General features: G+C 59.1%; 17 protein-coding genes and 6 pseudogenes. 11 read left to right on the top strand and 12 right to left on the bottom strand.

The window, feature by feature from the left end; genetic code table 11:
• Window positions 1–208 precede the first annotated feature (208 nt).
• Complete coding sequence (locus ACVWZM_RS23085) at window positions 209–460, top strand: hypothetical protein (protein ID WP_456855004.1); 252 nt, start codon at window positions 209–211, stop codon at window positions 458–460.
• Window positions 461–782: 322 nt separating this feature from the next.
• Here ACVWZM_RS23085 and ACVWZM_RS23080 read toward each other — a convergent pair whose 3' ends face one another.
• The gene (locus ACVWZM_RS23080; RefSeq protein WP_141343409.1) at window positions 783–1091 is read right to left on the bottom strand and encodes a hypothetical protein; all 309 of its coding nucleotides are present in this window, start codon (window positions 1089–1091) and stop codon (window positions 783–785) included.
• Window positions 1092–2121: 1030 nt separating this feature from the next.
• Between ACVWZM_RS23080 and ACVWZM_RS23075 the strand changes: the two genes are divergently transcribed.
• From ACVWZM_RS23075 to ACVWZM_RS23065, 3 genes are all read left to right on the top strand, one after another.
• Window positions 2122–3342: a M24 family metallopeptidase gene (locus tag ACVWZM_RS23075; protein ID WP_456855003.1), complete on the top strand. Its 1221-nt coding sequence runs from the start codon at window positions 2122–2124 to the stop codon at window positions 3340–3342.
• A 389-nt stretch (window positions 3343–3731) separates the two neighbouring features.
• Window positions 3732–4661, top strand: a complete 930-nt coding sequence (locus ACVWZM_RS23070) for a GHMP family kinase ATP-binding protein (protein ID WP_456855002.1) — start codon at window positions 3732–3734, stop codon at window positions 4659–4661.
• Window positions 4658–5707 carry a PLP-dependent cysteine synthase family protein gene (locus tag ACVWZM_RS23065; protein WP_456855001.1) on the top strand — a complete coding sequence of 350 codons (1050 nt, stop codon included), beginning with the start codon at window positions 4658–4660 and terminating at the stop codon, window positions 5705–5707. Before ACVWZM_RS23070 ends, ACVWZM_RS23065 begins: the two co-directional genes overlap by 4 nt.
• Window positions 5708–5889: 182 nt before the next feature.
• Here ACVWZM_RS23065 and ACVWZM_RS23060 read toward each other — a convergent pair.
• The 3 genes and pseudogenes from ACVWZM_RS23060 to ACVWZM_RS23050 all read right to left on the bottom strand — a co-directional run.
• A pseudogene (locus tag ACVWZM_RS23060) lies at window positions 5890–6303 on the bottom strand (transposase); the annotation flags it as partial.
• A gap of 80 nt (window positions 6304–6383) precedes the next feature.
• Window positions 6384–7304: pseudogene (locus ACVWZM_RS23055) on the bottom strand (transposase); the annotation flags it as partial.
• Window positions 7305–7314: 10 nt separating this feature from the next.
• Window positions 7315–8257, bottom strand: a protein-coding gene (locus tag ACVWZM_RS23050; protein WP_456854999.1) for an IS630 family transposase whose coding sequence is annotated in 2 segments (ribosomal slippage) — window positions 7315–7917 and window positions 7919–8257 — 942 coding nt in all. Because the reading frame shifts where the segments join, the coding sequence is not laid out codon by codon here.
• A gap of 377 nt (window positions 8258–8634) precedes the next feature.
• Between ACVWZM_RS23050 and ACVWZM_RS23045 the strand changes: the two genes are divergently transcribed.
• The gene (locus tag ACVWZM_RS23045) at window positions 8635–8898 is read left to right on the top strand and encodes a hypothetical protein (protein ID WP_253639179.1); all 264 of its coding nucleotides are present in this window, start codon (window positions 8635–8637) and stop codon (window positions 8896–8898) included.
• Between the two features lie 580 nt (window positions 8899–9478).
• On the opposite strand, the pseudogene ACVWZM_RS23040 reads toward ACVWZM_RS23045, so the two are convergent.
• Window positions 9479–10825: pseudogene (locus tag ACVWZM_RS23040) on the bottom strand (IS5 family transposase).
• 219 nt (window positions 10826–11044) lie between these two features.
• Between ACVWZM_RS23040 and ACVWZM_RS23035 the strand changes: the two are divergent.
• On the top strand, window positions 11045–11281 hold the full coding sequence (locus tag ACVWZM_RS23035; protein WP_456854998.1) for a hypothetical protein: 237 nt from the start codon (window positions 11045–11047) through the stop codon (window positions 11279–11281).
• A 559-nt stretch (window positions 11282–11840) separates the two neighbouring features.
• Here ACVWZM_RS23035 and ACVWZM_RS23030 read toward each other — a convergent pair.
• From ACVWZM_RS23030 to ACVWZM_RS23020, 3 genes are all read right to left on the bottom strand, one after another.
• A complete protein-coding gene (locus ACVWZM_RS23030; RefSeq protein WP_456854997.1) occupies window positions 11841–12188 on the bottom strand; it encodes a Mom family adenine methylcarbamoylation protein in 348 nt (115 codons plus the stop codon).
• 908 nt (window positions 12189–13096) lie between these two features.
• Complete coding sequence (locus tag ACVWZM_RS23025) at window positions 13097–14650, bottom strand: hypothetical protein (protein WP_456854995.1); 1554 nt, start codon at window positions 14648–14650, stop codon at window positions 13097–13099.
• 4 nt (window positions 14651–14654) lie between these two features.
• Window positions 14655–16457, bottom strand: a complete 1803-nt coding sequence (locus ACVWZM_RS23020) for a hypothetical protein (RefSeq protein WP_456854993.1) — start codon at window positions 16455–16457, stop codon at window positions 14655–14657.
• Window positions 16458–18892: 2435 nt separating this feature from the next.
• Between ACVWZM_RS23020 and ACVWZM_RS23015 the strand changes: the two genes are divergently transcribed.
• Together ACVWZM_RS23015 and ACVWZM_RS23010 are read left to right on the top strand one after the other, a co-directional pair.
• Entirely contained in the window at window positions 18893–19171 is a 279-nt protein-coding gene (locus tag ACVWZM_RS23015; RefSeq protein ID WP_456854991.1) for a hypothetical protein, read from the top strand.
• Window positions 19172–19374: 203 nt separating this feature from the next.
• Window positions 19375–19620: a hypothetical protein gene (locus tag ACVWZM_RS23010; RefSeq protein WP_456854990.1), complete on the top strand. Its 246-nt coding sequence runs from the start codon at window positions 19375–19377 to the stop codon at window positions 19618–19620.
• Between the two features lie 318 nt (window positions 19621–19938).
• Here the strand turns inward: ACVWZM_RS23010 and ACVWZM_RS23005 are convergent.
• Window positions 19939–21165, bottom strand: a pseudogene (locus ACVWZM_RS23005) (IS3 family transposase).
• Window positions 21166–22096: 931 nt separating this feature from the next.
• On the opposite strand from ACVWZM_RS23005, the pseudogene ACVWZM_RS23000 reads away from it, so the two are divergent.
• Window positions 22097–22578, top strand: a pseudogene (locus ACVWZM_RS23000) (integrase core domain-containing protein); the annotation flags it as partial.
• Window positions 22579–22826: 248 nt separating this feature from the next.
• Here ACVWZM_RS23000 and ACVWZM_RS22995 read toward each other — a convergent pair.
• Both ACVWZM_RS22995 and ACVWZM_RS22990 read right to left on the bottom strand, forming a co-directional pair.
• Window positions 22827–23111, bottom strand: coding sequence for a DNA -binding domain-containing protein (locus tag ACVWZM_RS22995; protein ID WP_456854988.1), 285 nt, complete (start codon window positions 23109–23111; stop codon window positions 22827–22829).
• 299 nt (window positions 23112–23410) lie between these two features.
• Complete coding sequence (locus ACVWZM_RS22990) at window positions 23411–23662, bottom strand: hypothetical protein (protein ID WP_456816467.1); 252 nt, start codon at window positions 23660–23662, stop codon at window positions 23411–23413.
• Window positions 23663–24662: 1000 nt separating this feature from the next.
• On the opposite strand from ACVWZM_RS22990, the pseudogene ACVWZM_RS22985 reads away from it, so the two are divergent.
• Together ACVWZM_RS22985 and ACVWZM_RS22980 are read left to right on the top strand one after the other, a co-directional pair.
• A pseudogene (locus ACVWZM_RS22985) lies at window positions 24663–24974 on the top strand (ArdC-like ssDNA-binding domain-containing protein); the annotation flags it as partial.
• A gap of 185 nt (window positions 24975–25159) precedes the next feature.
• Window positions 25160–25555: a zincin-like metallopeptidase domain-containing protein gene (locus ACVWZM_RS22980; protein WP_456854986.1), complete on the top strand. Its 396-nt coding sequence runs from the start codon at window positions 25160–25162 to the stop codon at window positions 25553–25555.
• Between the two features lie 736 nt (window positions 25556–26291).
• On the opposite strand, the gene ACVWZM_RS22975 is transcribed toward ACVWZM_RS22980, so the two are convergent.
• Window positions 26292–26570: a helix-turn-helix domain-containing protein gene (locus ACVWZM_RS22975; RefSeq protein WP_456854984.1), complete on the bottom strand. Its 279-nt coding sequence runs from the start codon at window positions 26568–26570 to the stop codon at window positions 26292–26294.
• Window positions 26571–26689: the final 119 nt, after the last annotated feature.

Here is a 26689-nt window from a genome sequence, read left to right as displayed (position 1 = left end):
CAGGCCTCCCGACCGGGCGACGCTAGTCCCGAAGCTTACGATGGCTCATTAGCATGAACGTCGAAGGAGCTCCGCTCTAGCTGCCAGTATTGGTGGGGTCCACCGTGCGCAATCAGGGTTGATGACATGCCTATCCGATGGCTCCGAAATTGCTGGATGGTCGCTCACGGCCACTGCTTGGGAGCGCAGCAACATGGATGGTTAGATAGTGACGGTCGCCGTGCCCAAGGAAGACGGCGACGACGACGAATTCAGGCACATAACCTACGTGGTTGCCGTCGCTGACCCGGCGGAAGCGGTGAAAATGACCATAGCTGAGTCCGGCGCAAAGGCCGCAATGCTCAACTGCCCGATCGAAGAGGAGCAGCTGCAAAGGCTCGGCGTGAAACCTGGTAGACTTATGGTCGTGCACGATGAGCAAATTGATCCACTCATGTCGCTACGACGTCGACATCACTAGATGCGCGTCCGATCTCGTCCAGCAGTGTCCGGTTGTCAGCATTCCCGTTCGAAAAGCCACGCTAACAGTAGCGGCGCGCGTGTGAAAAGCGCGCCGTTTTGGCCTCTCGCGGCGCGTGTGAATGTCTGGCACGCGGCTTGCTGAGCCAGGCACGGCTTGGTCTTTCTTGAATGACCCTCCCGAGGGGCCAAGCCTCCTGCTTAGCGTAACTACGTGCGGGCGGTCCATGCAGCCGTCCGCACGCTTTTGCTTGGCGCGCCCCCCCCCCCCCTGACATAGCGGCTGGCACGCGAGTTGCGGGAAAGTCGGCGGGCTTGGTTGCTCATTTTACCCCCAGAGGACCAAGCTCGGCGTAGCCAACTTCGCGCGGGCGGTGCCTCCATCTGCCCGCGCATTTTTCCGCACGCCCTCCCCCCTCGAAATCGGGCCGGGCTCGATCTACGACGCCTTGCCGATCAGTTCTTTTTGCATGCCCTTTGAGATCGCTTTTGATCTCTGCTCCAAGGGCCTTGATGTCGGCTCGGATTGAATCCGTCGCGCGCACGAACTCGTCCTTCTTCACGTAGTTGTCGCGCCCGTAGATTTCGACTTTGCGGACCTTCTTCTCGACGTCGGCGATGTACCGTCGCATGGCTGCACCAACCTCTCCGAAATTGTGGTCTTGGGTTTTTTGGTCTGCATCGAAACGCCGCTCTAGCTCATCGATTTTGTCGATGAACTTTTCGCGTTCCTAGTCGATCTCTTCTCGGACGGCCGCCCGCATTTGCTCGACCGCGCGCCCAAGGCTGATGCACCGAGTATCCAAGTCCCGATGAAGCCAAGAGCGCCCAGCCCCAGCGTCACCCGTTGGTAGGTCGTCATTCCGTCTCCTAGCCGTCCGCCGAAGTGCTAGGATATTCCCAGCGCCCTGCTCCTCACCGTTTGATGATGCGAGCCACGTTTTCAAACAACGGCTCGCCTCCAGCGATAGTCGTCTATCAATACCTGAGAGTGCGTCGGATGCCCTTGACTAAAATCAACCCGACTTGTCTGCGAGCTCGTGCCTGAAGTCTACAACTGCACAAGACGCCTAAGCGCCGCTTCCAACCTGCGCGATGATCTTGACCGAGCGAGAGCAGCACAAAAGCTGCGTCCAGTTCCGCTGGCGAGGGCAACGAAGCTCCGGCACGTCGATCGGCTCCGTTCTTCCCAGTACGTTGGTCACGCATGGACCGAGCGCCGCTTGTCCGCTATCTTACAGCCGCGTCCGCTGTCAGCTTTCGGACACCCGTGACTATCGTTCGAACCAACGTTTCTCGCGATCATATCGGCAGCTAGCATCGACAGACGCTTTGGCACGCTCGTTGCTACTCCGGTTAATGAAACGTCGGTCGCATTGCTGCGGAGGGGCGCTAGTCGATCAGCTTCGCAACGCTGCACAGGTGAAAGGCGACGGTAGCGAGGTCGATGGTCCTTCAGGCTGCCGCCACGCTTGTATGACGTGTACGACGACGTTCGGCGCGGTCCCCCGATTGAGCTAGAGAGCATGACGAAGGTCGGCTTCAGCATAGCACACCGAGAAGCGCGCGGTGACAATACAGACGCCCGCTGGGTTGGCAACACCGTGCACGATACAATGCTGGGACGCACTCCAGCCGACTTGTCAGCCGGAAAGCTGTTCAATGGCGACACTTTTGCAGTCAAGGCACTCCGGCAAACTTATCAATCTGGATCGTCTCCAAGCAGTTCTGGGACTGGAGAATGTTGACGCTTTGGTGGCAAGCTCGCCAGAGAACGTGACCTACGCAAGTGGGTACTGGGCACTATCACAGTGGATTAGAAGGGGTCCACAGACGTACGTCGTCATTCCCCGGAAAGGCCCGGAGCGATCTACGGTGGTCGCCCCAACCGCTCTGCTAGATCTTCTTGCTGACCAGGATATCTGGGTGCCCAACGTCCGCAGATTTGGCTACTTTCAGATGGATCGCGCAGAAGGAGTGCGCAGTGGCCTTGATAAGAAACTCCTGCGCCTCTTCGGCCTACCCGATGATGGTACGCCACTCGAGGCGCTCGCCAAGGCACTTATCGATGCGCGCGTCGCCAAGGGACGTATTGCGATTGACGAGCTTGGACTGCTGCCGGGCAATTGGGAGCGCCTGCAAGAGCTATTGCCAAACGCGACGCTCGTCCCAGGTTGCGCCCTGTTCAGAACGGTTCGCGCCGTCAAGACTACGGAGGAGATTAGCCGATTGCGACACGTCGCTCAGGTTGCTGAGCGCGCGATCCAAGCCGCGTTGGCGGAAGCGCGAACGGATATCACCGAGATTGAGATGGCGCGCGCGTTTCACCGGAAGACGGTCGACAGCGATTGTCAACCGGTACTCGGCTGTATTGGCTTCGGAACGCGCAGTGCTATGCCCAACGTGCAGCCGTCTGACGCTCGCCTGGTCGATGGCGACATCATTCGGTTTGATGTCGGTGGGCGCTTCAGGCATTACCGCGCCGATATCGCGCGCATCGCCGTGTTCGGAGAACCCTCGGCAAGAACTAAACTGTATCATCGCGCGCTGCATCGCGGCGTTCAGGCCGCACTCGAGATGATAAAACCGGGTGTCAAGGCAGCAGACGTGTTCTTGAGGGCCGTCGATGTCACGCGAAAAGAGGGCATCAATCACTTTTCACGCTCACATGTTGGACATGGCATCGGGATCGATGGCTACGATCTGCCCGATCTCACGCCGAGCAGTACTGACCTCATCGAGGAGGGGATGGTCATGTGTGTCGAGACACCGTATTACGAGGCAGGCTGGGGCGGCCTTCAGGTCGAAGACACTGTCGTCGTGCGCGCTGACGGCATCGAAACGTTCATGACCACTGACGGCAGCTTGATGGTGTCGCCATGACGGCGGAGATCGCTCTCATTCGCGCGGAAGCTTGAGCGCGCAATCGGCGGAGCCTCGCACATCGAACGCTTCGCGAAAGAACCGCGGAGCTACAAGCTTTCCGCAAGCGGTCGAGCGGTTCTTCACAAGCCGGGGACGTTGCCGCTCCAAAGTCAACGCGCTCGAGATTACACGTTTATTAGAATGTGGTTCCGGCGAACCAGCTACCGCAGCAGCGCCCATAGCCCGAAAGTTTCATGCTAGGGCTGCTCAGAGAACCCGTGTCTCCCCAATTCTGGTAGCTTTACCCAAATGAGCTACCTGCAATTATGTAGGCCGTCGTGCCATGAGCGGGTGTCATGGGTGCGGGCGATGCTCTAACAAATGAAGGCGCTCGAGGCTCTGGTCCTGTGAACGAGTTTGCACCAAGGTACTTGCTGCATGTCGGTGTTGGCCGTGCAATCGGTCATCACGGTGAGTTGCTGCAGGGTGTATTCGAAGCTGACGATGGACGCCTTCATCGCGGCCTTATCACGATGCCATTTCCAGCTCGGCACTCGGTCGCGACCTTTCGGCCACGGAATACGGCTGAGATCAAGATATCGCCGATCGGTCGTACTAAGGCCGCGCGGGCGATCGCACTAACGTTCAAACATCTCGGGTTTGTCCAATATGGAGGAGATCTCACGATTGAAAGCAACATTCCCGCGAGTCATGGCTACGGCTCTTCGACCGCCGATGTCGTTGCGGCGATCCGCGCCGCGGCGGCCTCAGCGGGGGAGGCATTTTCCTGCGCGACGGTATCGCAACTTGCGGTGGCGGCCGAAGGCGCCAGCGATCCTGCCGCTTATGATGGCCGAGCGGTGTTGTTTGCTCAGCGCGAAGGGATGGTCATCGAGCATTTTGGCGACGAGTGTCCGCCATTCCTGGTGGTGGGCGTCAGGCATCCAAGTGACCAGCCAGTCGACACGTTGCATCTGCCGCCGGCCCGTTACGATGCGCGTGAGATTGAACAATTTCGGTGTTTGCGCGGCCTGGCCGCCCAGGCGATCAAACGACAGAATGCGCGCCTACTCGGGTGGGTGGCGACCGCGAGTTCCCGAATTAGCCAGCGCCATCTCTCCAAATCCCGCTTTGACGACATGCTGCGTTTGACAGCAGAAGTCGGCGGTTGCGGGCTTCAAGTGGCCCATAGTGGCACGCTAATGGGCATCCTGTTTCCGGCGGAGGAATTGGGCGTGATTGAACGAACCAACGCAGTAGCCGACCGCCTCAGACATTCCGGATTTGAGGACGTTACGGTCTTCGCTACGTACGCGAATGGAGCCATCTCCCCGTGAACAGCGCCGACACGTTTCTTGCTGCCTACGAAACACCGCGGCCAGCGCGTCTCGCCCCTAATCTTCTCGCTGCCTGCTTTCCCTTGATGAAGCTTATCCCGGCCCGCTTTATGATTGCCCGTGCGCGCGCCTCTGGGCACCTTGCACCCGGCGGTCATATTGTTGAGACGACATCCGGTACCTTCGGCCTGGCGCTCGCCATGATCGCGGCGGCGCATGGTTATGGTTTGACCCTAATCAGCGCCGAAACTTTGATCGATCGAACGCTCCGCTGCCGACTGAGACTACTCGGGGCGCGGCTAGATGTCGTGGACGATCCGGACGGTTCGGGGGCTCAGAGCCGTCGTCTGGAACGGCTACAGGTGATCCGCGAAGAACATGCGGGAACGTTCTGGCCCGCACAGTATGATAATCCCGAAAATTGCTGTGCCTATGGCAGGCTAGCTGAATGGTTCGTACGCCAGGTCGGTCAGGTCGATTGTCTCGTCGGCTGCGCTGGATCCGGAGGGTCCCTGTGCGGCACGGCGGCTATCCTGCGCGACATCTTTCCCGACCTCGTCGTCCTCGCCGTTGACACACCTCGCAGTGTGCTGTTCGGCCATCCGCCCGGACAGCGGCTGCTGCGCGGGCTTGGTAACTCGATTTTGCCCCGCAATCTGGACCACGGCCTGGTTGATGAGGTCCATTGGGTTGGCGCTCTGCCGGCCTTCGCCGCGGCGCACCAACTTTGTCGGGACCATGCGCTCTTTATGGGTCCAACGAGCGGAGCAGCGGCCTTGGTGGCGCAGTGGTATGCGCGGCACCACCCCAGGGCGATGACGGTCGTCATCCTGCCCGATGAAGGTTTTCGATATCAAGAGACCGTGTTCAACAGCAAGTGGCTCACCGCTCTGAAGGGGTGGCCGGTCGCCATTGCCGATGCGCCAGTGACAATTGAGAAGATCGCGCCAGGTGGAGAGGAGACATGGACACGCATGATCTGGGGACGGCGGTCGTTGGAAGAGATGCCGAGTGGAGGAGAAATGGCACATAGGATCCTTGGCTAAATCGCCGCTGCCGGGCGGAAGCGGTGCGGGGTCAATGTTAAATGTTGGATGCCGATTCACAGCCACGGCTTTATGTCGGAAACGGAACACCGATACGCAAGGACCCACCGGTTCGCGGTCCGGAGCATATGTTTGCTTTTGCTTTGTGCGAGCTATGGCTGATTTTGGGTGACGCGGCCTGATCAGGCGGCGTGGCTTTCAGTGTTCGGAATGACGTCGATTCCGTCGATGAACTTTACACCTGCGATGACTTTCGGCAACTGGTTCGTGCTCTTCAATCGCCGCCAGGTCTTCGACGCGGCGTCGATGAGCTTGAACGCCATCAGCTTCGCGGTTTGTTGCGACAGCGATCCCTTGGTCCGCACCGTTCGGTGGCGCACCGTGGCGAAGACGCTCTCGATCGGGTTCGAGCTGCCTAGGTGGATCCAGTGCTCAGCAGGGAAGTCGAAGAAGGCGAGCAGCGCGTGGCGATCCTTGATCAGGCACTCCACCGCACGTTCGTATTTGACGTGGTATTTCTCGACGAAGACGTCGATCGCGGTTTCAGCTTCGGCCCGGTGTGGGGCCAGATAGATGTTCCGCAGGTCGTTCTTCATGGGGCCGATTCCGTTGAAAAAGGCCGGCAGTTTTCGTTGTAATAGCTCCGTCGCGACGTGGCCGAACTGCTCTACCGACCCTATGCGAGCCTCGGGCTGGGCATCGGGATCAGCTTGGCCATCTTTCGAAGGTTCTGGGCGGTGGCTGCGAGGATGAACTCGTCGCGCGCGCCGTTTGGACCTCGTAAACGCAAACGGTCGAGCTTGAGAATGCGCTTGAGGTGCGCGAACAACATCTCGATTTTCTTGCGGAGCCGGCGCGAGGTGCCTCCCTCCCACGATCTCGCGATCTGGCGCGCCATGTCGCGAGCGCCCTCGTAGATCGAGCGCGGCACTCTCCGTGAAGCCTGCTTGGGGCAACACCGAGCCTTCAATGCGCATCGATCACAATCGCGCTTGCTGGCGAGGTAAAGCATGGTGGCACCATCATTCACCAACGTTCCGGTCGTGGTAAGAACTTTGCCACCAGGGCAACGATAGATGTCCCCAGCATGGTCATAGGTTAAGTCGTCGCGCGGGAAGATCCCATCTGTGCGGGCCGACTTGTCGAAGACTGTAACGTGCGGCTCGATGCCGTGCTCATAGACCAGCCAGGCGAGCATCTCGGCCGAGCCATAGCCGCTGTCACCGAGGAGCCGGCTCGGATAGAGATCAAACCGCTCCAGCGAGCGCTCAATCATGCGCTTAGCGGCCAATACCTCCGCCTGCCGGATTGCCGTCGTTGCCTCAACATCGACGATGATCGCATTCTCGATGTCGATCAGGTAGTTCGTCGAATAGGCGAAAAACGCTTGGCCGCCGTGCGCCCCCGTCCAGCGCGCCGCCGGGTCGGAGGGCGATACGAACTTCGGGGTAACCTCGGTCGCGGCTCCGAAAGCAGCATCATCGAGGACAGCCAGATACTCATCGATTGCTCGGCCGGCAGCCTCCGGCGGAAGTCCCTTATCGCCTTCGATCCCCTTCTGCCGATTGGCATCGGCCTTGATTAGAGCATTTTCCACATGATGTGGATCATCTGGTGTATCCAGCATGCCTAAAGTAGTTGGCACACATCTGCGGCGCAAACGACTTGACGAGTTTGCCGATGAGTTTGAGCAGGGCTTGGACCGTGCGGGTGGCGCCTTTGCGCAGCGCAGCTTTCAACCGGGAGAAGGCCTGTTCGATTGGATTGAGGTCGGGCGAGTAGGCCGGCAGATAACGCACGCGGGCGCCGACAGCCTCGATCGCCTCGCGGACACCGGCGATCTTGTGAGTGCGCAAGTTGTCCATGAAGACGATGTCGCCCTTGCGCAAGGTCGGCGCCAGGACTTGCTCGACATAAGCCAGGAACGAGGGCCCATCCATTGCACCGTCGATGACATAGGGCGCCGTGAGGCCATCGATGCGCAGCGCGGCGACAAGCGTCAGCGTCTTCCAGTGACCATGGGGCACGCCAGAGACGAGGCGCTCACCGCGAGGAGAGCGCCCATAGTGCCGGACCATCTTCGTCGTGACCGCAGTCTCGTCGATAAAGATGAGGCGCGGTGCACGCAGCTTGGGCTGCTCGGCTTTCAGCGCGGCACGCTCGGCAGCGACGTCAGGTCGATCCTGCTCGGCGGCGTGCAGTGTTTTTTTTGAAGGTGATGCTGTGACGGTCGAAGAAACGCCAGATCGAACCGATGCCGGCCTTTTGCTTTCTCTGAGAGCGCAGACGCGCGCGGATCTCCTCGAGCGTCAGGTCCGGCTCCGCGGCGATCAGCTCGACCAGCCACTGCTTGTGCTGCTCCAACGGCGAGCGGCTGTGCCCGGTGCCGGGCTTGGCCTCAACGTTTCCGGTCTTCCTCCAACGATCCATCCATCGGATCGTAGTCGAAGCGCCGAGATTGAGAATGCGCGCAGCCTCACGTGCGCTTTCGCCGGACTCAACAAGCTCAACCGCACGCACCCTGAGGTCCTTGGAGTATCCCTTCGCCATCGCATGCCCCGCATGTTGTCGCGGGCAACACCGAATCTGATTTGCGTGCCCGTGGGAATCCCCTTTGACTGTTCCGATTCACCTCAACTGGAAACCGCTCTAGTGGTGCGCCAGCAAATGGATCGCTGACCCGTGCGACCGATACCTACGCAAGCTGGTAGGTGTGGGCCTTGTATTTCCGTGTCAGGTTGCGGAGCATAGATCGTTGGTTTGTGTTGGAATGCACGCTCCGTTTAGTGCTGGAGCTGTGTAGTGCGCGGCGACCTCCCGTACATAGCTTGCGTCATTTTGCTGGGACTGGCTTCGCTGGCCGTCCTTGCGGCCGCAACATTCATGCAATGAGGTGACCGAGGCGATCCTTTCCGGAGCGCAGCAATATGGATGGTTGGTTAGTAACAGTCGCCATCAAGGAAGACGACGAAGACGACGACGAGTACAGGCACATAACTTACGCGGTCGCAGTCGCAGACCAAAGGAAAGCCGTGAAGCTAGCCTTGAAAGATAGCGGCGCAAAGGCCGCAATGGTCAACTGCCCGCTCGAAAATGGGATGTTGCAAACTTTGGGCCTAGAGCCTGGAGAGCTCATCGTTGTGCATGATGACGAGATTGATCCGATCCCTGGGCGGCCTCGGCGCGACTAGGGCACGTTCGATCTCGTTCAACCGCGTCGGATTGACGACATGATGTCCGGAAGCTCCCACGAGCAGTAAGCTGGCGTGCTGTGATAGCGCGCAATTTGCTTCCCTCCTCTTTCTGATCTTCTGGCACGCGGGTTGCTGAGCCATGCATGGCTTGGCTCTCTGACTGACTGACCTCGTGAGGGCCAAGCCGCGCATCGCAACTCGCACGGTCGGCGGCCCCGCCGTCCGTGCGCTTTTCTGACGGCGCGATGATAAGCCGAGCGCGTGGCATCATGATCGTCTGGCACGCGAATTGCGAGGAGACGTACGGGCTTGCCTGCTCATGCATTCGCGCTGCACCTTGCGAGCCGTCAAGCCTGCGCGGGTGGACCTCCCTCCACCCGCGCTTCCTTCTCCGTCGCCCTTGAGGCCGCATTAACAGCGGCACGCCGTGGAGATCATGGCATGACCCGTGACGAGGCTTTGAAGAACGCTATAGCAGCGCTCAGAGGGTGGTCGGAGGGGAAGATCGGAACCGGCGCCGTACTCGCCGCGATTGCGGAGCTTATGGCGACTGGTCCGCCACCTAGAAAGTCGACCGTTAAGAAGCCGGATTGAGCTGAGCTGGGCAGTTGAGCGTGTGCCAGAGCGAGACCAACAATAGGCGCAAAAGTTCTCTGAACCAGGCGAGGATGCGACGGAAGTTGTGGCCGACGGCTGAGAGGACGACGTTGGCGGCATCGCCGGCGCGGCCCTTGAGGTAGCACCGGCCGAGGTGTCCTTCAGCCTTGAGGTGTCCGATGATGGGCTCGATGGCGGAGCGGCGGCGCAGCTCGCGCTTGATGGCGCCGAAGACACCGCGCTTCTGGCCGGAGATGAAGACGCGGCGGGGATTTTGCGCGTCGTGGCCGCGGTAGCCCTTGTCGACATAGGCCCGCTCGATCGCGCAGCCGGTGAGTGTCTCGGTGCGGTCCATAACGTCCCGCAACGTGTGACCGTCGTAAGGGTTGTCGGGCAGCGACCTGGCATGCAGCACGAACAGGCCGCCGGGGGCGCGGCGATTGTTGGTAACGATGGAGGCCTTCACGCCGAACTCGTAAGGTGCGGCGGCCTTGCCCTTGCCGATGCATTCCACCTCCGGGGCATGGAAGGAATAGAGCTTGAAGCCGCGCTGGCGCTGCTGCTGCGATCGGATCTGCGTGGCCCGACCAAGCGGAAGGGCGAACGCTCCTCCAGCGTCGCCTGGCCTTCGATCTTGCGACGAATGTCGCGGATGATCCGACCCAGCCGGCTGCGCAGGATACGCAGCTGCCGCTGATGCCGGTTGAACTGTTTGGCGTGAGCGTAACGGCCCGCCATCATCGCCGCGCTTTTTGCCACGCGACAATAGGATTGCCGCAGCCTGACCCCGTGCTTCCTCGCCAGACGGTTCAGCCCCCGGATCGCTGCATGCAGCAGTTTGGCGTCGGTCGGGAAGCTGATGGCCTTCGGTTGCACTGTGGTGTCGATCGTGACCCGCTTGAGGTCCCTGGCTGCGTAACGCACCGGCCTCGTGCGCCACCCGAAGGCTCTCGGCCAACAACCGCTCCAGCTTGTCGCCGAGCTGCTTGCGCCAATGGCTCAGGTCCGAGCGCTCGTGCGGGAAAACGTGCTGGAAAAACTCTTCGCCGGTGAAGAGCTGGAAGTACGGATCGTGGACCCAGCGTTCGCACACCCCCTCATCGGACAGCCCGTAAATGTGCTTGAGCAACAGCAGCCCGATCATGAAGCGGGTCTCGATCCCAGGCCTGCCGCTCTCGCTGTAGAGCGGCGCGATCTCGCCGTCGATCCAGTCCCAGTCGATCTTGCCGGCAAGCAGAACGAGCTCGTGCTTCATGTTGATGATCTGGTCCAGCCGTGCCCGGAACAGATCGTTCGATCCCGTCGTCTTGTGCTTCTTCGGCCGCATCGTCCCTCCGATGCACCACAGAAGCACGGTTCACAGCAGAGAGGAATCCACAAAACGAATTTGCAAGGTTTGCGGCCATCAAGCCTCAAATCCCTGCAATCTCAAACGCCATCAAATCCCAAAAACAGATTCCCCCTCAATCGCTTACAGGCTTGTTCACAGCCGACTAGAAAGCAGAAGCTCTCTTCATAGGCTAGAACTGAGATGGCAGGAGGGTGGATGGTTTCGGTCGGCGTCGTCAAAGACGGCAAGCTTCGATATGTGATGGCGGAAGCCGTGAAGGCGTCATTGGCTGCCAGCGCCGGTGATGCAACGATCGTGAATTCGGAACTCCGCGAAGCCGATTTGAAGGGCCTCGGGCTGAAGGCCGGCGAGCTTGTGGCCGTATACGATGATCGAAATGATCCGCTGATGTCGCGGACGTGGCGTCCTGTCCGACCGCGCGACACAAATTAGCGGGCGACCGCCGGGATCAATGTTACTTGCTCGGGAAATGTGGTAGCCCATTGCAGAAGGCCCCACAATGTCAGACGTTTCACGTAAGGTCCGCCATACGGTTCGGCAGTGTGTCCCACGAGCTCAAGGGTTTTTGGGCCGATTTGTCGAACCTTCTCTAGGCATTGGTGCCCGTTCCGCTCGAAAACTCTCATGGCAATCATGCTTTGCTCCTCGATCGTTCGGATCGTCTACTCTATCAGTTCGGAGTGATTCGACCAAAAGCGAGAGGCCGGCGCAGTGGCCGGCCCCGTCAAACTTCTATGGCATGATGTGCTCAGCGGAAGTACGTCGTGATCACTTCGATAGCCTGTCGAGCGGCACGCCCTAACCCGACCATGATCCCGCCAGTCTTGGCGAAATGCGCGGCGCGGTTCTTTCCCGTCACTTGCCGTCTTGTGCGTGACCGAGCCATCGGGTAGTCGCAACAGACTCTTGTTCAATTTGATGCCGGTCAGCACGAAGGCCACCGCGCGATAGATCGTTCCATCGCCGCACTGGCATCCATCGGCGAACGAAATCACTCACCCATGTGCGGGTAATTCTTCCTGATTATCCGCATGGCGATTGCCAGCGCGCGGCTCTCGCTATTGCGCGGGAGCGCCTCCGAGAGCGCCAGCCGGTTCAATTCGAGGAAGCCGTTCCATGACGTCTCGCGCACCAGCCCTTGAATATTGCTCTTGTCCATCGACGGGCCGAACGTCATCGCGCCTTCAAGGCGCCCGTTGAGGAAGACGCCAAGTGCGAGGAAAGCATTGTTGACCGTCTTGTGGCTGTAATGGAGCCGGCTGATCATCTCGTCTGACTGGCCTCGCCTCACCAAATTTGGCGATAGCTCATGAGCGGCCGCAGTGGTCAAATGGTCCACTCACCGTTCGCTCGAATGTTCGGATTCAAGGCGGCCGTTTCCGCGGTGCCAGTCATCTTCAAGTCGAACTACATCATCCAATTCCGGAGTGGAGACCTCTACAAGAGTGATGTCAGCCTTGGCTTCAATGCGATGGATCATGCCGGGCATGATGTGGACAATATCGACAACCCTAAGATCGGTTGTCCTCAAACATCCAGTGCGTCGCTCGCGACCATAAAAAAGTCGAAGCGACTATAACGATGAGCGGCGACATGGTGACGGACCACCTCAATCATCACGGCGCAAGTGCGCTGAGCGCATCAGGCCATCGAAGACGGATGGAGTAGGCCATTGCGCGCGCCTTTCTTGATCGAAGTTTCGGGGTGCTCTGTTTGCCCGCACATATAGCCGCCATGCTGTGCAAGCCACATTGACGACGGATACCGCCGCGTCGGCGATGAGAATGGTATGGTTTCGAGCCGGGTTGATGCTCATGGGCGGCGCTCCTCAGCCGACGAGGAATCTTATACCCTAGGTTAAGGCTTTATGGTTCGATATTTTTAGGTAACGAAGGCTGACGGAAGCTGTACCGCTAGCGAGTTTTGCCGGAAGAGCACATCCCCGGCGCAGTGTCTTCGGGCCACAGGGGAAGACTGAAGGTTGGCGCACGATCCGAACTCAGGGCTTGACGCCGTGTCTAAGTGCCGTTGGGCGGTCGCTTTCGAACCGTGTACAACGAGCCTTCCTAGCTATGGCGACACGCGCGAGTCCCGCGCGTCGGGTGACACATCGATAAACCGGCAGGCCGAAGTTGTCGAAGCCGTGTATCGACGTGCCGGCGGCCCCATGCCTGCCTTCGGTGATTTCATCAGAGCTGCTCTGGCCTGCCTGGACGTGGCGCTGTGTGGGCTTGGACTGCTCTCAGCTCATCGGTTCGTTTCCACAGTAAATACGAAGGAATAATCGGACGCGTAGTCCGGATTATCAGTTGCACCCATTCGCACTTTGGGCGGCGCGACCAGCACGCGGCGCAGCCGGCGGCCGGCAACTTTAGCGATTATTTGCTGCGATGGGTTGCTTATCCTGGCGGATTGATGGCAATCCATGCATGACTTCTGGGTCTGTAAGTAGGTCTCAAGTGTGGTGTTGGCCACAATGTGACTGCCGCTCGACGGCGTGATGTCGCCGGTCGAGAGCGGTACACTGCTCTGCGGCGGTACTGGCTGCGGGCTGTTTGGCCATTGCACGTCGATCAGGCGGTAATAGTTGAACACCGAATCCGCCGGTAGGATTTTCCAAGCATAATCAGTGACGGAATTCGCCTGCGAGTCCACTGGCGTGATACGGGTGATCTGCATCGGCGCCGAATAGGGAAAGCAGTCTAGCGTCGGCGGCTTGCCAATCGGACACGCGTCGCCCGGAGGAGTGTTGGGCTTGCAGCGATAATAGATGTCGGTCTGCGGATTGCAGTTCGCATTGAAAAAAGTATAGCCTGGAGGTTGTTTCTGGTTGGGATTGCGCGGCAAGGTTGGCGCGACCGGATTGCCGTTGTTGTCATCGGGATCATTGTCAATCTGCTCGAAGGTTGCCCAGACGAACTGGTTGGCCCCAGGCACCTTGTGAATGATGTGCAGGCCGACGAGGCCCATGGTCGCCTGAACAGGCTTTCCGCCAGGCAGGGTGTATTCAGCCAACGTCGTCTTGTAACGGTAGTTGAGCGAACCGTCCGAGGGCAGCGCGACCCAGGCGGCCTTGATCTCGATGGCGCCGACTCCTTGGCCATAGGTAGCGACCTTGCCCTTGCAATCGACGTCTGTGTTGCCTTGCGCATTTCCGGCTGGCAGATTGAAGCCTCCGCGTCCGCCCTGGCCCTGCTGCGAGGCGCAGGCGCGCTGGCCGGCGAATGTGGTGAGATCCGAATCGTCGAACACATTGGTGGTGATGTAGGCGTACTCGTCCTCGTTCAACAGGATCTCATAGAACGCCGGAACGCCGCGCTGGTCGGTGATCCATTTGCCATTGCCAGCCTGGCCGATGTTTTCGAGCACAGCATCTCCGAGCTTCGACACATTGAACAGCATTTTCGTTGACGGACGCTTGTCATGCCAAGCCGATTTGGCGCGCGCGTCCGATTGCGTGAACGCCTGGCTCGCCGAGAGGAAGCTTTCCCAGACCGTCGCCGAGGTATCGCCCGGCATGCCGAAACTCGCCCACGGGGTATTCGCATCGGGCGTCCCCGAAACCTTCGGGTCGGCCTTCCAGTTGAGGTAAATGAACTCCTGCCAGGCGAAGCAGTCTGCTGCGATCTGATTCTTCGAGGCGGCGCTGAAATAAGTTGGCAGTATCGGCTTTGGCTGCACCTGGGTCACGCCGATGGCACCGCAGGGATTGGTGTCAGTCGGTTGGGCCAGCGCCGGACCGCCGCGCGCGAATGCGAACAGAGCGGCGGCGAGGACGAGTGTCCGCGAACAGTAAGCCATGGCTCTAGCCCGTGATGTAGACCGCGGCCGGAAGAGCCAGTACGGTTCTGCTGGTGATCTGGGTGATCTGGATGCCGCGCAGGCCGCGGTTGACGCCGCTCGGCACCGTTACGGTGACAGCAAGTACCGTATAATTGCCCGGATAGGAATTGCCCGGCACCGCGTAGAAGGTTGGCGTCGCGCTGTGAAGGATAACCGCAATGCTTGGATCCGGCCCCGAGCCGTCGGCAAGCTGGACCTGTACCGAGACCGGCTCACTGGTCGGATTGCAGGTCAGCACGAGGTTCTGCGCCGAACCGTCAGCCGGCAGCCAGGGCGCGATGAAGGTGCTGTTGCTGGTGAGCGGCATCTTGGCGCCGGTCGGACACGGCTCATTGACTTCGCTCATTGCGTCCCACAAGCCTGCCCACACGCACTGCAGTGGCGCGCCGGGCGTCGGTGTCGTGCTGGAGCAATCGGCTAGCGGCGCAGCCCGGTCCGCCGACAGCGGCCGCGCGAACAAGCCGATCTTAAATTGGTTCGCAATTTGGCCGGCCCATTGAATTGGCTGACCGTTAATCAGCATGTCGGCCAGCGTGAGATTCGGATTCATGGCGAGCCAATTCCCTGGAATCTGCACGGCCGCATGTAGCACCATGTTGCCTCGGAACGGTGCCCGACTGACCGGATCGACGACCTCGGCCGAGCCACGCAGAATCTGGTAGATGTCGATCGGTTTGGCGTCGCCGGGCACGTCGACGCCGACCTCGATGTTGGGCCCAAAGGCGAATCTCGACGAATCCGGCACCTGGATATAGAGCCCGACCGGATTGGCGAGGCAGGCGCGCAGTGGCACGCCAGCATATTGCCCGCCTACCACCTGATTGACGCTCTGGCCGATGGTTGGATCGCTGTGACGATATGCTTGGCCGTAGTTGCCGCAGCAGATCAGCGCCTGGGAATCGCTATTGCGGCTGGCCGGATCGCTTTGAAACTGGGGCGGCACGTATTGCACCGTTGCGGCGCCGGCGAGGCCGAGCTCGGTCTGCAAGGTATTTGGCGTACTGGTGAGATGCATAACCCCGCCATACGGATCGGCGCCGCCGCGCGTTGCAATCGGCCCCGAATTCCATTTGTTGAGCGGATTGTACGCGCGCTTGCCGGTGTCGGGATCAATCACGGGATTGCCACTCGAATCCATTAGCGTAAGCTCGTCGAGCGTGACCTTGATCTGGTTTACGACTGGCGCCCCGTGGTTAAGCGTCTGTTCGTAGACCTCGCGCACCCGCTCCTGTGACACCTTCCACATCGTATTCCAGTACTCAGGGTTTTCGCAGGCAAAATCGACACGGACGAGATTGCCGTCCCCATCGCGCACCGTCGACCATTCGCAATATTCGTCGAGCCAGCCGCGCGGGCCGTATGGTCCGAACGTCTTCAGCGTTCCGCTCCAATCGGCCTGCGGACAGAGCGTCGCCGGAATGTTCTCGAACGTTTTCCGACCGGCATCGTAATAGCCGGTGTCGGCCAGTTCATAAACCTGGGTCTGGAGGAGATTGTATGGGTTCGGTGGACTGACTGGCGGCGTCTTGGAATAGTACTGGTCAAGTCGACCCGGAAACGCCACCCATTCGACCAACACTGCCTCCGTGCCCAAAGGGATATCAGTGTAGGGTGGATTGTAGAAGTAGTAGGCTGGGTCAGGAGTCGCCTGCTGGATCCAGCCGTTGACGTTGATGGTCCAACGATGGCTCAGGTCGGCATATTCGGGACTATTCGGCGGAAAGTCCTCGATGAAGGCAGGGAGTCCGAAGTTGGTGATCTCCATAACCTAATCTCCTCCGCGGTTCGCCGCGGTTTGTATCGCAATTCGCAGGTGATTGTGCTTGTCGCGTTTTGCGTCGCTCGTCCGCAGGTGTTTTGTATCGTGGCTCCGGACACTGAATATGCCCCAGCTTTCTAAACCGGGTGTCGATGACAAACCTCTCTGCCTTCTGTCGTTCGCGGGCCTGACTTAGACGGGCTCCGGCAGCACGGTGGACTCTAGGGTCCTTCGAGTCGAAAATCCGTTTTGGCGTATCGCGGCAACTCCGGGGTCCGTAGTGTTCTACGGATCGTTGAGACGCTAGCTGCTGGCACTCATTTGAACCACTACCAAAACCGGGAGGCGTTCATTCGCCTCCGCCGCGAATGCCAAGAGTTCACAACAGTTGATCAGCAACTTGAGTGCGGTTCGGCGCATTGGGCCGGAACCGAAGTGAACTCGCTTCTGTAGGAGGTACAGCGTGAATGTGGTTCGCCGACTTCTGGCGGCAAGGCGGCTCGCCATTGTGTATATTTGGCGACGGTGATCTGGGCCAGAAGCGCTTCTTCCGTCAAAGCTATTGAGTGCCGGAAACGAGAGACGCGGACGCCAGCTTCAGCGACGCCGGCCGCTCGCAGCTCTCCAGTTCGACGTCGTTCCGGCCTAACTCCGCCGTAGAAATCACCCGGCTCAGCAAACCAAGGGGTATCAACAGCTATCGGATTGCGCGCTTCTCCACCATATTTTGTATGTGAAAGGCCAGGACTAGGCCGCAATCAAATACCTGAACGTGACCGCTGATGATTTTCACCGAGAAGAAGGACGATGTGTCGCTCCTCATAGCCGATCCATATCTCCGACGTCCCGGGGCTCAATATCCAAGGCGAAACGCCGCTCGGACCTGCTGTTTCATGTCGCCTATCTAATGCGGGCGGACGAAGGGTGGGATGCGCCGAGTTCGCCCCCATGTCGTCACTAGGATCGCGGAGAGCAAGGGAGCCCAAATAAAAGACGCTGCTCCTTCATCCTAACTCACCACCGTGGGTCGTTTCTTTAGGCGTGCAAGGGTGGCGACCCGGGCTCTGATGGCCGACTCACTGCGCTTTAGCTCACTCGCGATCTCTTTCGTCGCTCGCCCGGCTTCCCACAGTTCGATTACCCGCTGGTCGTCCAGCTTGGACCATCGGGTAAATCGCTTGCCTGGCAACTCCCACCTAGAAGAGTTCATTTATCTAGGCTCCCCCAGCTAAATGCGTGTGCTACGGTTGTGCGACGTCAGTGTCTTGCCTGACCAGTTCGCGACTCTTACGTGACAAATTCTCGTCTGAGGGTGCTAACCCGTTTGTTCAGTGCTCGGCGCAGCGGATTGCCCTCACATGTCGTCATCCTGCCAGCAGACCGCTCGGACACACAATCCATCATGACCCGTTGAATCTGGACCAGCGTCATACTTTCGATCTGGGCGATGCGCCTCTTAACTTCGGGGCGCAAGCTATCCGTCTTTTTAGACATCGTCAGATCCTGATGCTCCACGGCGACCAGCCCGTGACGGCTAACGACGTTTGAAGGTACAGCATCAACATTGGATCAGGTTCCTACCTACTCTGGGGGGCCGTCGCTCCCTAGCCACTCATCCGCTATTCATCCTCGGGCGGCCGAGCTAAAGAAGTCAGCAAAGATGCTTGAAGAGGAGCGCGGCATGGTCGAACAACCACACTTCCATTCTTACTCAACTGCGGCTCGCATCTGTATTGGCATTGCGGTCTTAGGTGCTGCTCTGCTGGTCGGGATAATAATGCTTCACGTCGCGCCGTAAGGCCGCCGCAGTTGGTGTAGACGGGAACAAGAACACCATAGCGATGCGCAGATTATTCTAGCGCCACCTGCTCCGGCTACACCTTCGGACCAAGCTCTGAAAGTGCTGACTAAAATACTTTTGCATAAAAATCTCCTCCTCGTTCAGATCATGCTTTTTCCAATTATCGCAATTCGCATGCAACCAAACCCGTAGACGACTCCGAATAGGAGGCGATCGCGGCTTGGTTTATGGCTATCGAATAGAGATTGCGCACGGCGGGTACGCCTATCTGACCCATTGGCGAAGACAAAGATGACCCATGCTGATCGCAGCGGTCGCGCTGACCATCGAAGTGCAGGCTGGCAGACGAGTACGACGCCTTGCACGCGACGAGGTTTACGCGTAGAGGTCGTCGGAAAACACCCATTCGACGAAACGTCCGCACGCGACGGCGTTTGCCTCCCGCGGGCCATATAGAGATAGTTCGGCGAGCAGCTTTTCGGTGCGGCGCCTCGCTAGATGGTATTGCCCAGATAAGATAATTGGCGGCTTCTACCGTACGCTTTGGACTGTCAAGCTCTCTACATTCGGCGTAGTGGAGATACCCCCAAAGTTGTATCGGGACGCGTCGCCAATCTGATCAATCATGGGAGTAGCAGTGATGCCCGGGCTCAGAAAAGATGGCTCATTTGCTTTGACGGTGATAACAGGATCAGCGCTTCTGATCCTGGGAATAGCCGTTCTTACTTCTTACGTTGTCGATATCCGGGCTCATCGCGCTTTCGTTAACGGCGGTGCCTGTATCCTTTTTGGATCGACTCTTTTGTGGTGGGCCTTCAGTGAGAACAAAAACTGGGGGGTCGGCTTCGAGACGGTTACCATGACAGTCGCAGTCGTAACCGCGGTCATCGCAATTTTGGCGTTGAACGTCGCCGCCTGAGTTCGATCATCTCTCGCGAGAAGCTCATCCTGGCGGGCAATATCGGGCGCCGATGTTGGTCAGTCACATCCGTCATTTCTTGGTCGTGCGTCGCTCACTTCCTATGGCTTTAGGGTGGATAGAGCGCAACCGCCGCATTCGCTTCTGAACCAAATGACGGTCCAGGGACCGGCTTCGATTTCGGGCGACCGAACTTGGAGAGTATGGTGAATACCGAGATCAATGGCGACGGGCATCTAAGAAGAACTGCCTTTTGGATTGCGCTTTTCGTAGTTGCAGCCGCTGCCTTGGTATTCGCCTATACCGTCCTAGTTGTCGCTCAAGATTTTCGTCCATGGCAAGAGGTCTTAGAGAAGCACTTTGCGGCTATCATTGGTTTGCCGGGCGCTGCAGCAGTAGCTTTCGTATTGGTCGTATTTCTGCGCCAGACCGAAGATCCCATAGTTTGAGGGCTTACCGGATCACAGCGGGATACCAGAAAAGCAGAGCACATGAGTTCTCCGGCACATAGCAGTTAGAGCATTCAGTAACGAGCTTGTGCAATCCGCGCGCCGAGAGTGGCGCGTGCAAACAAGGATTGCAAAGCACGGCTCCTGGAGGTGTCCACCGCTACCGTTATCCGGATCTGGTAGATTTTAGCCGCAGTGCCGCCCGGAGCGCGTAAATTTGGTCGCAGCTGTGAATTAACGACGATTTCGAGATCGTCGCGTCAGGTTTCCGACCACTGCGGACGCGAACCCTCGCCGCCAGTGACCTTGCCCCAAGTTTTATCCAGTCCTGAGTTGGCTCTGGCTGCTGGATTTGCCCGGTTGGGCGGTGGTAGCGATGGGAGCTGGCGCGGAGCCCTCGGCATAGCGCAGCGCCAGATGCCGACGCGGATGGCAGGTGATGGCGAACTCGGATGGCGTCTTCCATCCGAGCCGCGAGTGTGGGCGGGCATCGTTGTAATCGGCGCGCCAGCATCCGACTGCGACGCGGGTCTGGGCCAGCGAGGTAAACAGCGTCTCGTTCAACAGTTCATCCCGCAGCCGACCGTTGAAGCTCTCGATACAAGCATTCTGCATGGGCTTGCCTGGCGCAATGTAGTGCCATGCGACGCGGCTCTGATCGGTCCAGGTCAGGATGGCATGCTGGTCAGTTCGGCGTCGTTGTCGCTGACCATCGTCTTGGGCTTGCCGCGCTCAATCACCAGCCGGTCCAGTTCCCGCGCCACGCGGGTGCCGGCGAGCGAGGTATCGACCACCAGCGCCATGCGTTCGCGGGTGCAATCATCCACGATGGTGAGGACACCGAGCCGGCGGCCGTCGGCGAGCTGATCCGATGCGAAGTCGAGTGACCGCGGTCGTTCGGCGCCATCGGCACCGTCATTGACGCCCGGGTCCCGATCGCCCGCTTGCGGCCGCCACGGCGCCGCAGCCTCTCTTCCCGGTAGAGCCGGAACAGCTCCTCGTGGTTGACCAGATAGCCCTCCCGCCTGAGCAGCACATGCAAGCGCCGATAGCCGAAGTGACGGTGCTCCTGGGCGATTGCCCGCATGCGCTGGCAAAGACCGGCTTCGTATGCCCCGAGCCGTTTGATATCTCTTGGTCATGCGGCAGCAGCCGATGGCTTTACGCGCCCGTCGTTCGCCCATCCCGAAGGCGCCTCGGAGGTGGGGTGACAGCTTTCCGCTTTCCCGCGGACGTCACCACTTCTTTCCCACGAGGTCCTTCAAGGCCACGTTGTCCAGCATGGCGTCGGCTAAAAGCCGCTTCAGCCGTGTGTTCTCATCGTCCAGGCCTTCAACCGCTTGGCTCCGACACTTGCATTCCGCCGAACTTCGCCTTCCATTTGTTGATGCTCGCATCACTGACGCCATGCTTGCGGCACAGCTCGGCAACCGACGCGCCGGCCTCATGCTCCTTCAAAATCCCGATGATCTGCTCTTCCGAAAAACGCGACTGCGCTTCATGCTCAGGTCCTTGTCGAGGGCCAGAACGAACTTCAAATTGGATTAAGCCCGTGGGGCAAGATCACCAGCCTGACATGATGAAAAGCGTTCGGTTAACGTCGTTGGCGTCGTTTGAGTCGGCGCGGTAACAGCAAGGTCGACGCTCAATCCCGGCCGCGCCTTTTGGGTAGGTGCGATCAAGGCTTCCAACGCGGCCGCCTGGCGCTCCAACGCAGTCATGCGGCGCTCCTGCAGCTTGAGCGCGGCATCGCTAACCGTGCATGACGCTCTACGGTCCCAAAAATGAACAGCCGCTCCTTTGGCCGCAGCACCTGGACGTTGTCATCGCGGAAGTTCTCCGCCTCAAGCAAGCGAATGATACGTTCGCGCGTTCGGACCCTTATGCGGGCCATCACGTCGGCGCTCAAGCGGGGCCGGGGAAGTCGCTCCGATGCAAATCGCACAATGGGCTTCTTGCTCCCAATGCGCATGATGGGCTTGCTTTAGCTCCGCGCAGTGCCGCTCAACAATTTCGCGAGCATCTGCCTGATGGCAATTTCGCAAGCCGCCTTACCAGCCCCCCGAAGACGTCAAACGCAATGATGCCAACTGCGAAGACGCCGAACGCGTCCCAAACAGCCATTTTCATCGTGGACCTATCTGTCTCTATCGAGCCGGCTCGGTATGACTTACGCTATCTGAGTATCGCCACAACGGACCGCGAGGCTCCTACCAGAATTGGCAGACATCTCTGATGATCCTCCTTCGTTCAGCGGGCTGAGGTCCCCGCAAACATCCTGTACCCAAGTCAACTACCGAGCTTGGTCCTTGAATGGGTGGATGTAGGCTTGCAGTCGTGCACGATGAACCATCGGAGAGTCGACTTGCATGAAGAACGTCCTACTAGCCACAGTAGCTCTGATCGCGCTGACCGCTCCGGCCTTGGCCGAAGACCTCGCCCCGCCCGTACTACACTAAAGCCGTCAAAGAGCCGCCGATCATCTCGCCGTCAGGGGCCAGGTTGGGAATACGTTCATGTCTGCATCGACGATGCATCACGGATCGCCTTCAGCCAGGTCATGAAGAACGAGCGAAAGGGTTGCGCCGTCGCGCTCCTCAAGGCGGCCGTGGCTTACTATGTCAGCCTGGGCGTGAAGGTAGAGCGGGTCATGACCCACAACGGCGCGTGCTACAAATCCTTCGCCTTCCAGAAGGCCTGCAAGCGCCTCGGCCTCAAGCACATCCGCACTAAGCCCTATACGCCCGAAACCAATGGCAAGGCCGAACGCTTCATTCAAACCAGCCTGCGAGAATGGACCTACGCGCAGGCTTACAACACCTCAACAGAAAGAGCCACGGAACTGCCACGATGGCTTCACCGCTACAACTGGCATCGTCCTCATGGCAGTATCGGATCAAAGCCATCGATCAGCAGGCTCAGATCACCGGGAACAACCTCTTGAGGCTCCAAATCTAATTGCCGACGCTGATTGCAGCACGCAGAAAAATGCAATCCAACGTCCCACTCTCATGGCAATCCTCGGAATCGTCATAACATACGGAGTAATCAGCAGCGCCGTCGCCAGCTCACGTAGCTCGCCAATTAGCCACCGCAGCGAGTTCGCTGTGCCTGACGTCAGATCTTGCGGAAAGCCTAGACGAAACCGTCGCTCGAACCTAAGAATCTGGTACCGTAGCGCTTTGAGGCGGGACGGATACAATCGCTTAGTTTGCCGCAGGCCAGCCGTGCCTCAGCAGTAGCTTATAACCGTGGTCGCTCATCCACTTCGCCCTTTCAAGGTGCGTTTCGTACGCAAGCCTGGCGCGATCAGGCTCGCGCTTGGGGTCGATGCGCAGCACGATTTCTACGACTTCTCGCCAGTCAGCGCCTTCAGCGTCTGCGTCCAGCATGCGTAGGTACGTGATCGCATGGTCATGGTCATATGGCGTCAGCATATCCTCTGCCGGTGCCGTAGCAGCGACTTTTGGATCAGACGGAAATTCGCCCATTGTGCTTTTCCTCGACCGTTGCACCAGCCGTATGTTGCACGGCATTTGGACCGATTGATGTCTCGGTCATCGGTGCAGAGGTAGCGCACAAGGGAGCATCGATTATTCCGCGTGGAAACCGCAGTGATTGTACGAAACGGACCATTGCTTCAACGAATCGCGGATGAGCGCGGCATGCGCGAGCGCAATACATTGATTTGGCAGTCTTTCGCGCGTTGCGCCTCGCGGCCCTGATCTGACCGGCCAGGCGCAGCATCGGTTGCTCCATGTAAGCTCTTGGGGACCGGCGGAGCCCAAGCTCACTGCTTGCCGCCAGGGATCACGATCGGCTTCCATGGCTGGGTCTCCCTAATCGAAGCAATCATAGCCTCGATGCTATCGGCGACCAGGGGAGACAACTCGGCCGTTGCGGCATCACTATTGGCCGCTACGCCTTCAAGAAACTCGATGATGAGGTCTTTGCCGAGTATTCCCTTGTGATCGAGGAATTTGATCAGTCCCACCAGGGTAATCTTCTGCACAAGCAGTAGCGCGAATGTTTCGCTGTCCATCTTCAACTCCGATCTTGACCGCGACAGGACGGTATCAGCCAGCACGGCGGTTTAGCTATCGGCGTCGTTCGCGAGAACCACTTCCCCGGAGGCCTGGACCGAAATGTTCTTGCTCCGCTTTGGCGGCAGGCGAGTTTGGCTCTATCCAGCCCGTTTCCGCGATTGGCCTCTGGTTTAAATTGGGGTCTGTACGTCAGGGAGCCCTAACGGGCTCCCTGAACCTCGCTAATAGGCCAGCGGATTGATTTGTCGCGACGGCGGATGAAGAAGCCTGTTGAGTTGGTTGCGAAGAAGATGAGCTCTCAGCCGCTCGTCTTTCGTCTCCCGGTAGATATTCTCATCCTCCGCGTCATAAGACGGTTCTGTTGCAGAGCTAGGATGTACCCTGTTCGTAACCCCGCCGCAGCATTATCCCGCGCGGTCTTCGCCTTCGACGCAGCAGCCCACATCTTTTCTCCGACAGCGCGATCGCGCTTTTCGGCGGCAGTCGCTGAGATGACACGAGCCAGCGCGGAACGCCGCGCGTGGGTGCCAAAGAAACGCACACAACGATAGGCGCAGCGAAAGTTGTCTTTGGGCGACGCGAAAGCCGCCCGCTTGCGGAACATATTCATTGGAGATGTCCCTCATGATTGAAGTGATCTCCTATGAACCTCGCCACCCCCACTTCCTGACATTCAGCTTCATGCCCTGAATTCCCGCGATCGTCGGCTCAGGTCATGAGCGCAGCGCTAACGCTCGGTCCTCCGAACCAGCCAGCGAGCGCCTCAAACGTCCGGCATTTCGTCGATCGCGGCCGAGACGGACGTCGCCGCGATATTGCCAGCTGAATGCCCGCTCTCCCGATCGCGGCCGGCCTTGCCCGTGTTGACCTGACGCAGAGCGCCATACGCCGCAAGGGGCAAGCCCTCGCGCAAGCGCGCCCTTCGGGTGCGGCCCCTGCCTTTCCGCGTCTCACCGGTCACCGGCAAGGCCGAGCGCCGCCAGAACAGGAGAGACCATGAGCAACAATCGCTTCGATATTCATCAGCACATCACCGACCGCATCGTCGCCGCTATCGAGGCCGGGACCGACAAATGGCAAATGCCGTGGCATCGCGGCAGCGGCAGTCGCCGGCCCGTCAACGTGGCGTCCGGCAATCCCTACAACGGCGTGAACATTCTGGCATTGTGGATCGAGGCGCAGGTCCACGGCTACGGCTCGCATCTCTGGGGCACCTACCGACAATGGGCCGCCAAGGGCGCCATTGTCAGGAAAGGCCAGAAAGCTTCCTACGTCATTTTCTACCGGCAGATTGAGATCGAAGTCGACGATACCGATCAAAACGATCCCAAACGGCGGCTAGTCGCCCGCGCAGCGCCGGTATTCAACGCCGACCAGGTCGATGGCGACCGCACCGCTGAAGACAAGCCGCAAAGTGCGTTCCCATCCGTTGCTTCCGTCGACGGCTTTGTCGCCGCAACTGGCGCAATCGTGAGAAGCGGCGGTCGTCGCGCATGCTTTTTCCCTCACGCGACGAGATCCATATGCCCGAACGCTCCATGTTTACCGGTTTGGCGACGTCATCTGCAAGCGAGGCATACTACTCGACGCTGCTACATGAACTCGTTCACTGGACGGCTCCTGCCCACCGCTGCAATCGCGACCTGTCCGGTCGCTTTGGTAGCGACGCCTACGCGCTGGAGGAACTGATCGCCGAACTTGGCGCAGCATTCCTATGCAGCGAGCTTAACGTCACGGTTGAGCCACGCGCGGACCACGCGCAGTATCTGGCGCACTGGCTCTCCGTGCTTAAAGCCGATAAGCGGGCGATTTTCACAGCCGCTTCAAAGGCGTCCGAAGCCAATGCCTACCTTGCCAATCTGGCGACACCAATTGCCCAGTCGACGTGAGCGCTCAAAGCGCGTGGCGCGCACCATCACCGAAGCAACGCGCCACGTTGCAGCGCACCAAGCCGACGAAGCCTCGTCTCGACGAGTGGTCTTGTCTTTACGCCGGCGCTGCACCTGTTACTTTGGCCGGATCAAGGTACCGGCGCGCGTCGCAACGAGGGGGGCCTTTGCCGAACAAAAGCCGTGCTGACGAGGTGGCCCAAAGCGCCCGTCTCTTGAAAGCATTTCGGTCGCTGCAGCATCCTGCCGACCGACGACGGGTAATCGAAATGGTTGAAGCCATGACGACAGCCAACGACGCGCAGAGCATGCCGCATCCACCCGCGGGCCAACGAGAGTCCTGAGCCTGCATCTTTGCCGTCTGCGCGTTTCTGACTTGTCTGACGCGCAGTGCGCCCTAATTGAGCGGGCAGCACCAGACCTCTGCGAACTCGACGCTCCATGGTATGGAGTTGCTGCGAGGCATGGCGCTAACATAACAACCACAACAAGAGGAGCGATGCCATGATCCTCATGCGGCTCGCTCGTTGTTTGGTGGCGTCGGATGCGCTTCTTCTTTGCATCCAGCCTCTGTCTCAAATAACGAGAAGAAAAAAGGGCCGTACGAGCGACCCCTTCCTCCTATAACCGCGAGTGCGACGACCCTCTTGTGAGTCGATTGGACATGCCCCTCAACCGCGCTACTGAAACGACTTAAGACAAGCACTTGCATTGCGATTTGGCGGCGTGTGCATCGCTACTCCTTCTTACGACGGAGACGCGGCTTCGGCCGCCTGGGCGAGGTCTTGAGAATGTCGGCACAGCCGGAGGGCTCGATAAAGAGCTCGGACGGCTCAACGCCGAGCGTTGCGGCAATACGATCGATGACATCAATCGTTGGGTTCTTCAATTGCCGCTCGAGACCCGCCAAGTAGGAACGGTTGATCCCGGCCGCGCGAGCCAACTCTTCTTGCGAAAGGCCCCTTTTTAGGCGAATCCGCCGGACGTTCCAGGCCAGTAACGCACGAGGTTTCATGGTCAAAACATTACCATGCGCTCGGCCGGTTAAAACACTGGCTATAGCCCACCATTTAAACCCCAGTCCACATTCTTGCTACTTAGTGTCGACGGCATCGAACATGGATGCCTGATCAT

It is taken from the genome of Bradyrhizobium sp. USDA 4501 (assembly GCF_054062115.1).
This window is presented reverse-complemented; position numbering and strand designations above follow the sequence as displayed.

Bases quoted from the DNA above. Each gene is read 5' to 3' on its own strand.
- ACVWZM_RS23080 (WP_141343409.1), bottom strand. From the start codon at position 1,091: ATGCGACGGTACATCGCCGACGTCGAGAAGAAGGTCCGCAAAGTCGAA.
- ACVWZM_RS23075 (WP_456855003.1), top strand. From the start codon at position 2,122: ATGGCGACACTTTTGCAGTCAAGGCACTCCGGCAAACTTATCAATCTG.
- ACVWZM_RS23045 (WP_253639179.1), top strand. From the start codon at position 8,635: ATGGATGGTTGGTTAGTAACAGTCGCCATCAAGGAAGACGACGAAGAC.
- ACVWZM_RS23035 (WP_456854998.1), top strand. From the start codon at position 11,045: ATGGTTTCGGTCGGCGTCGTCAAAGACGGCAAGCTTCGATATGTGATG.
- ACVWZM_RS23025 (WP_456854995.1), bottom strand. From the start codon at position 14,650: ATGGCTTACTGTTCGCGGACACTCGTCCTCGCCGCCGCTCTGTTCGCA.
- ACVWZM_RS23020 (WP_456854993.1), bottom strand. From the start codon at position 16,457: ATGGAGATCACCAACTTCGGACTCCCTGCCTTCATCGAGGACTTTCCG.
- ACVWZM_RS23015 (WP_456854991.1), top strand. From the start codon at position 18,893: ATGCCCGGGCTCAGAAAAGATGGCTCATTTGCTTTGACGGTGATAACA.
- ACVWZM_RS23010 (WP_456854990.1), top strand. From the start codon at position 19,375: ATGGTGAATACCGAGATCAATGGCGACGGGCATCTAAGAAGAACTGCC.
- ACVWZM_RS22995 (WP_456854988.1), bottom strand. From the start codon at position 23,111: ATGGGCGAATTTCCGTCTGATCCAAAAGTCGCTGCTACGGCACCGGCA.
- ACVWZM_RS22990 (WP_456816467.1), bottom strand. From the start codon at position 23,662: ATGGACAGCGAAACATTCGCGCTACTGCTTGTGCAGAAGATTACCCTG.
- ACVWZM_RS22980 (WP_456854986.1), top strand. From the start codon at position 25,160: ATGCTTTTTCCCTCACGCGACGAGATCCATATGCCCGAACGCTCCATG.
- ACVWZM_RS22975 (WP_456854984.1), bottom strand. From the start codon at position 26,570: ATGAAACCTCGTGCGTTACTGGCCTGGAACGTCCGGCGGATTCGCCTA.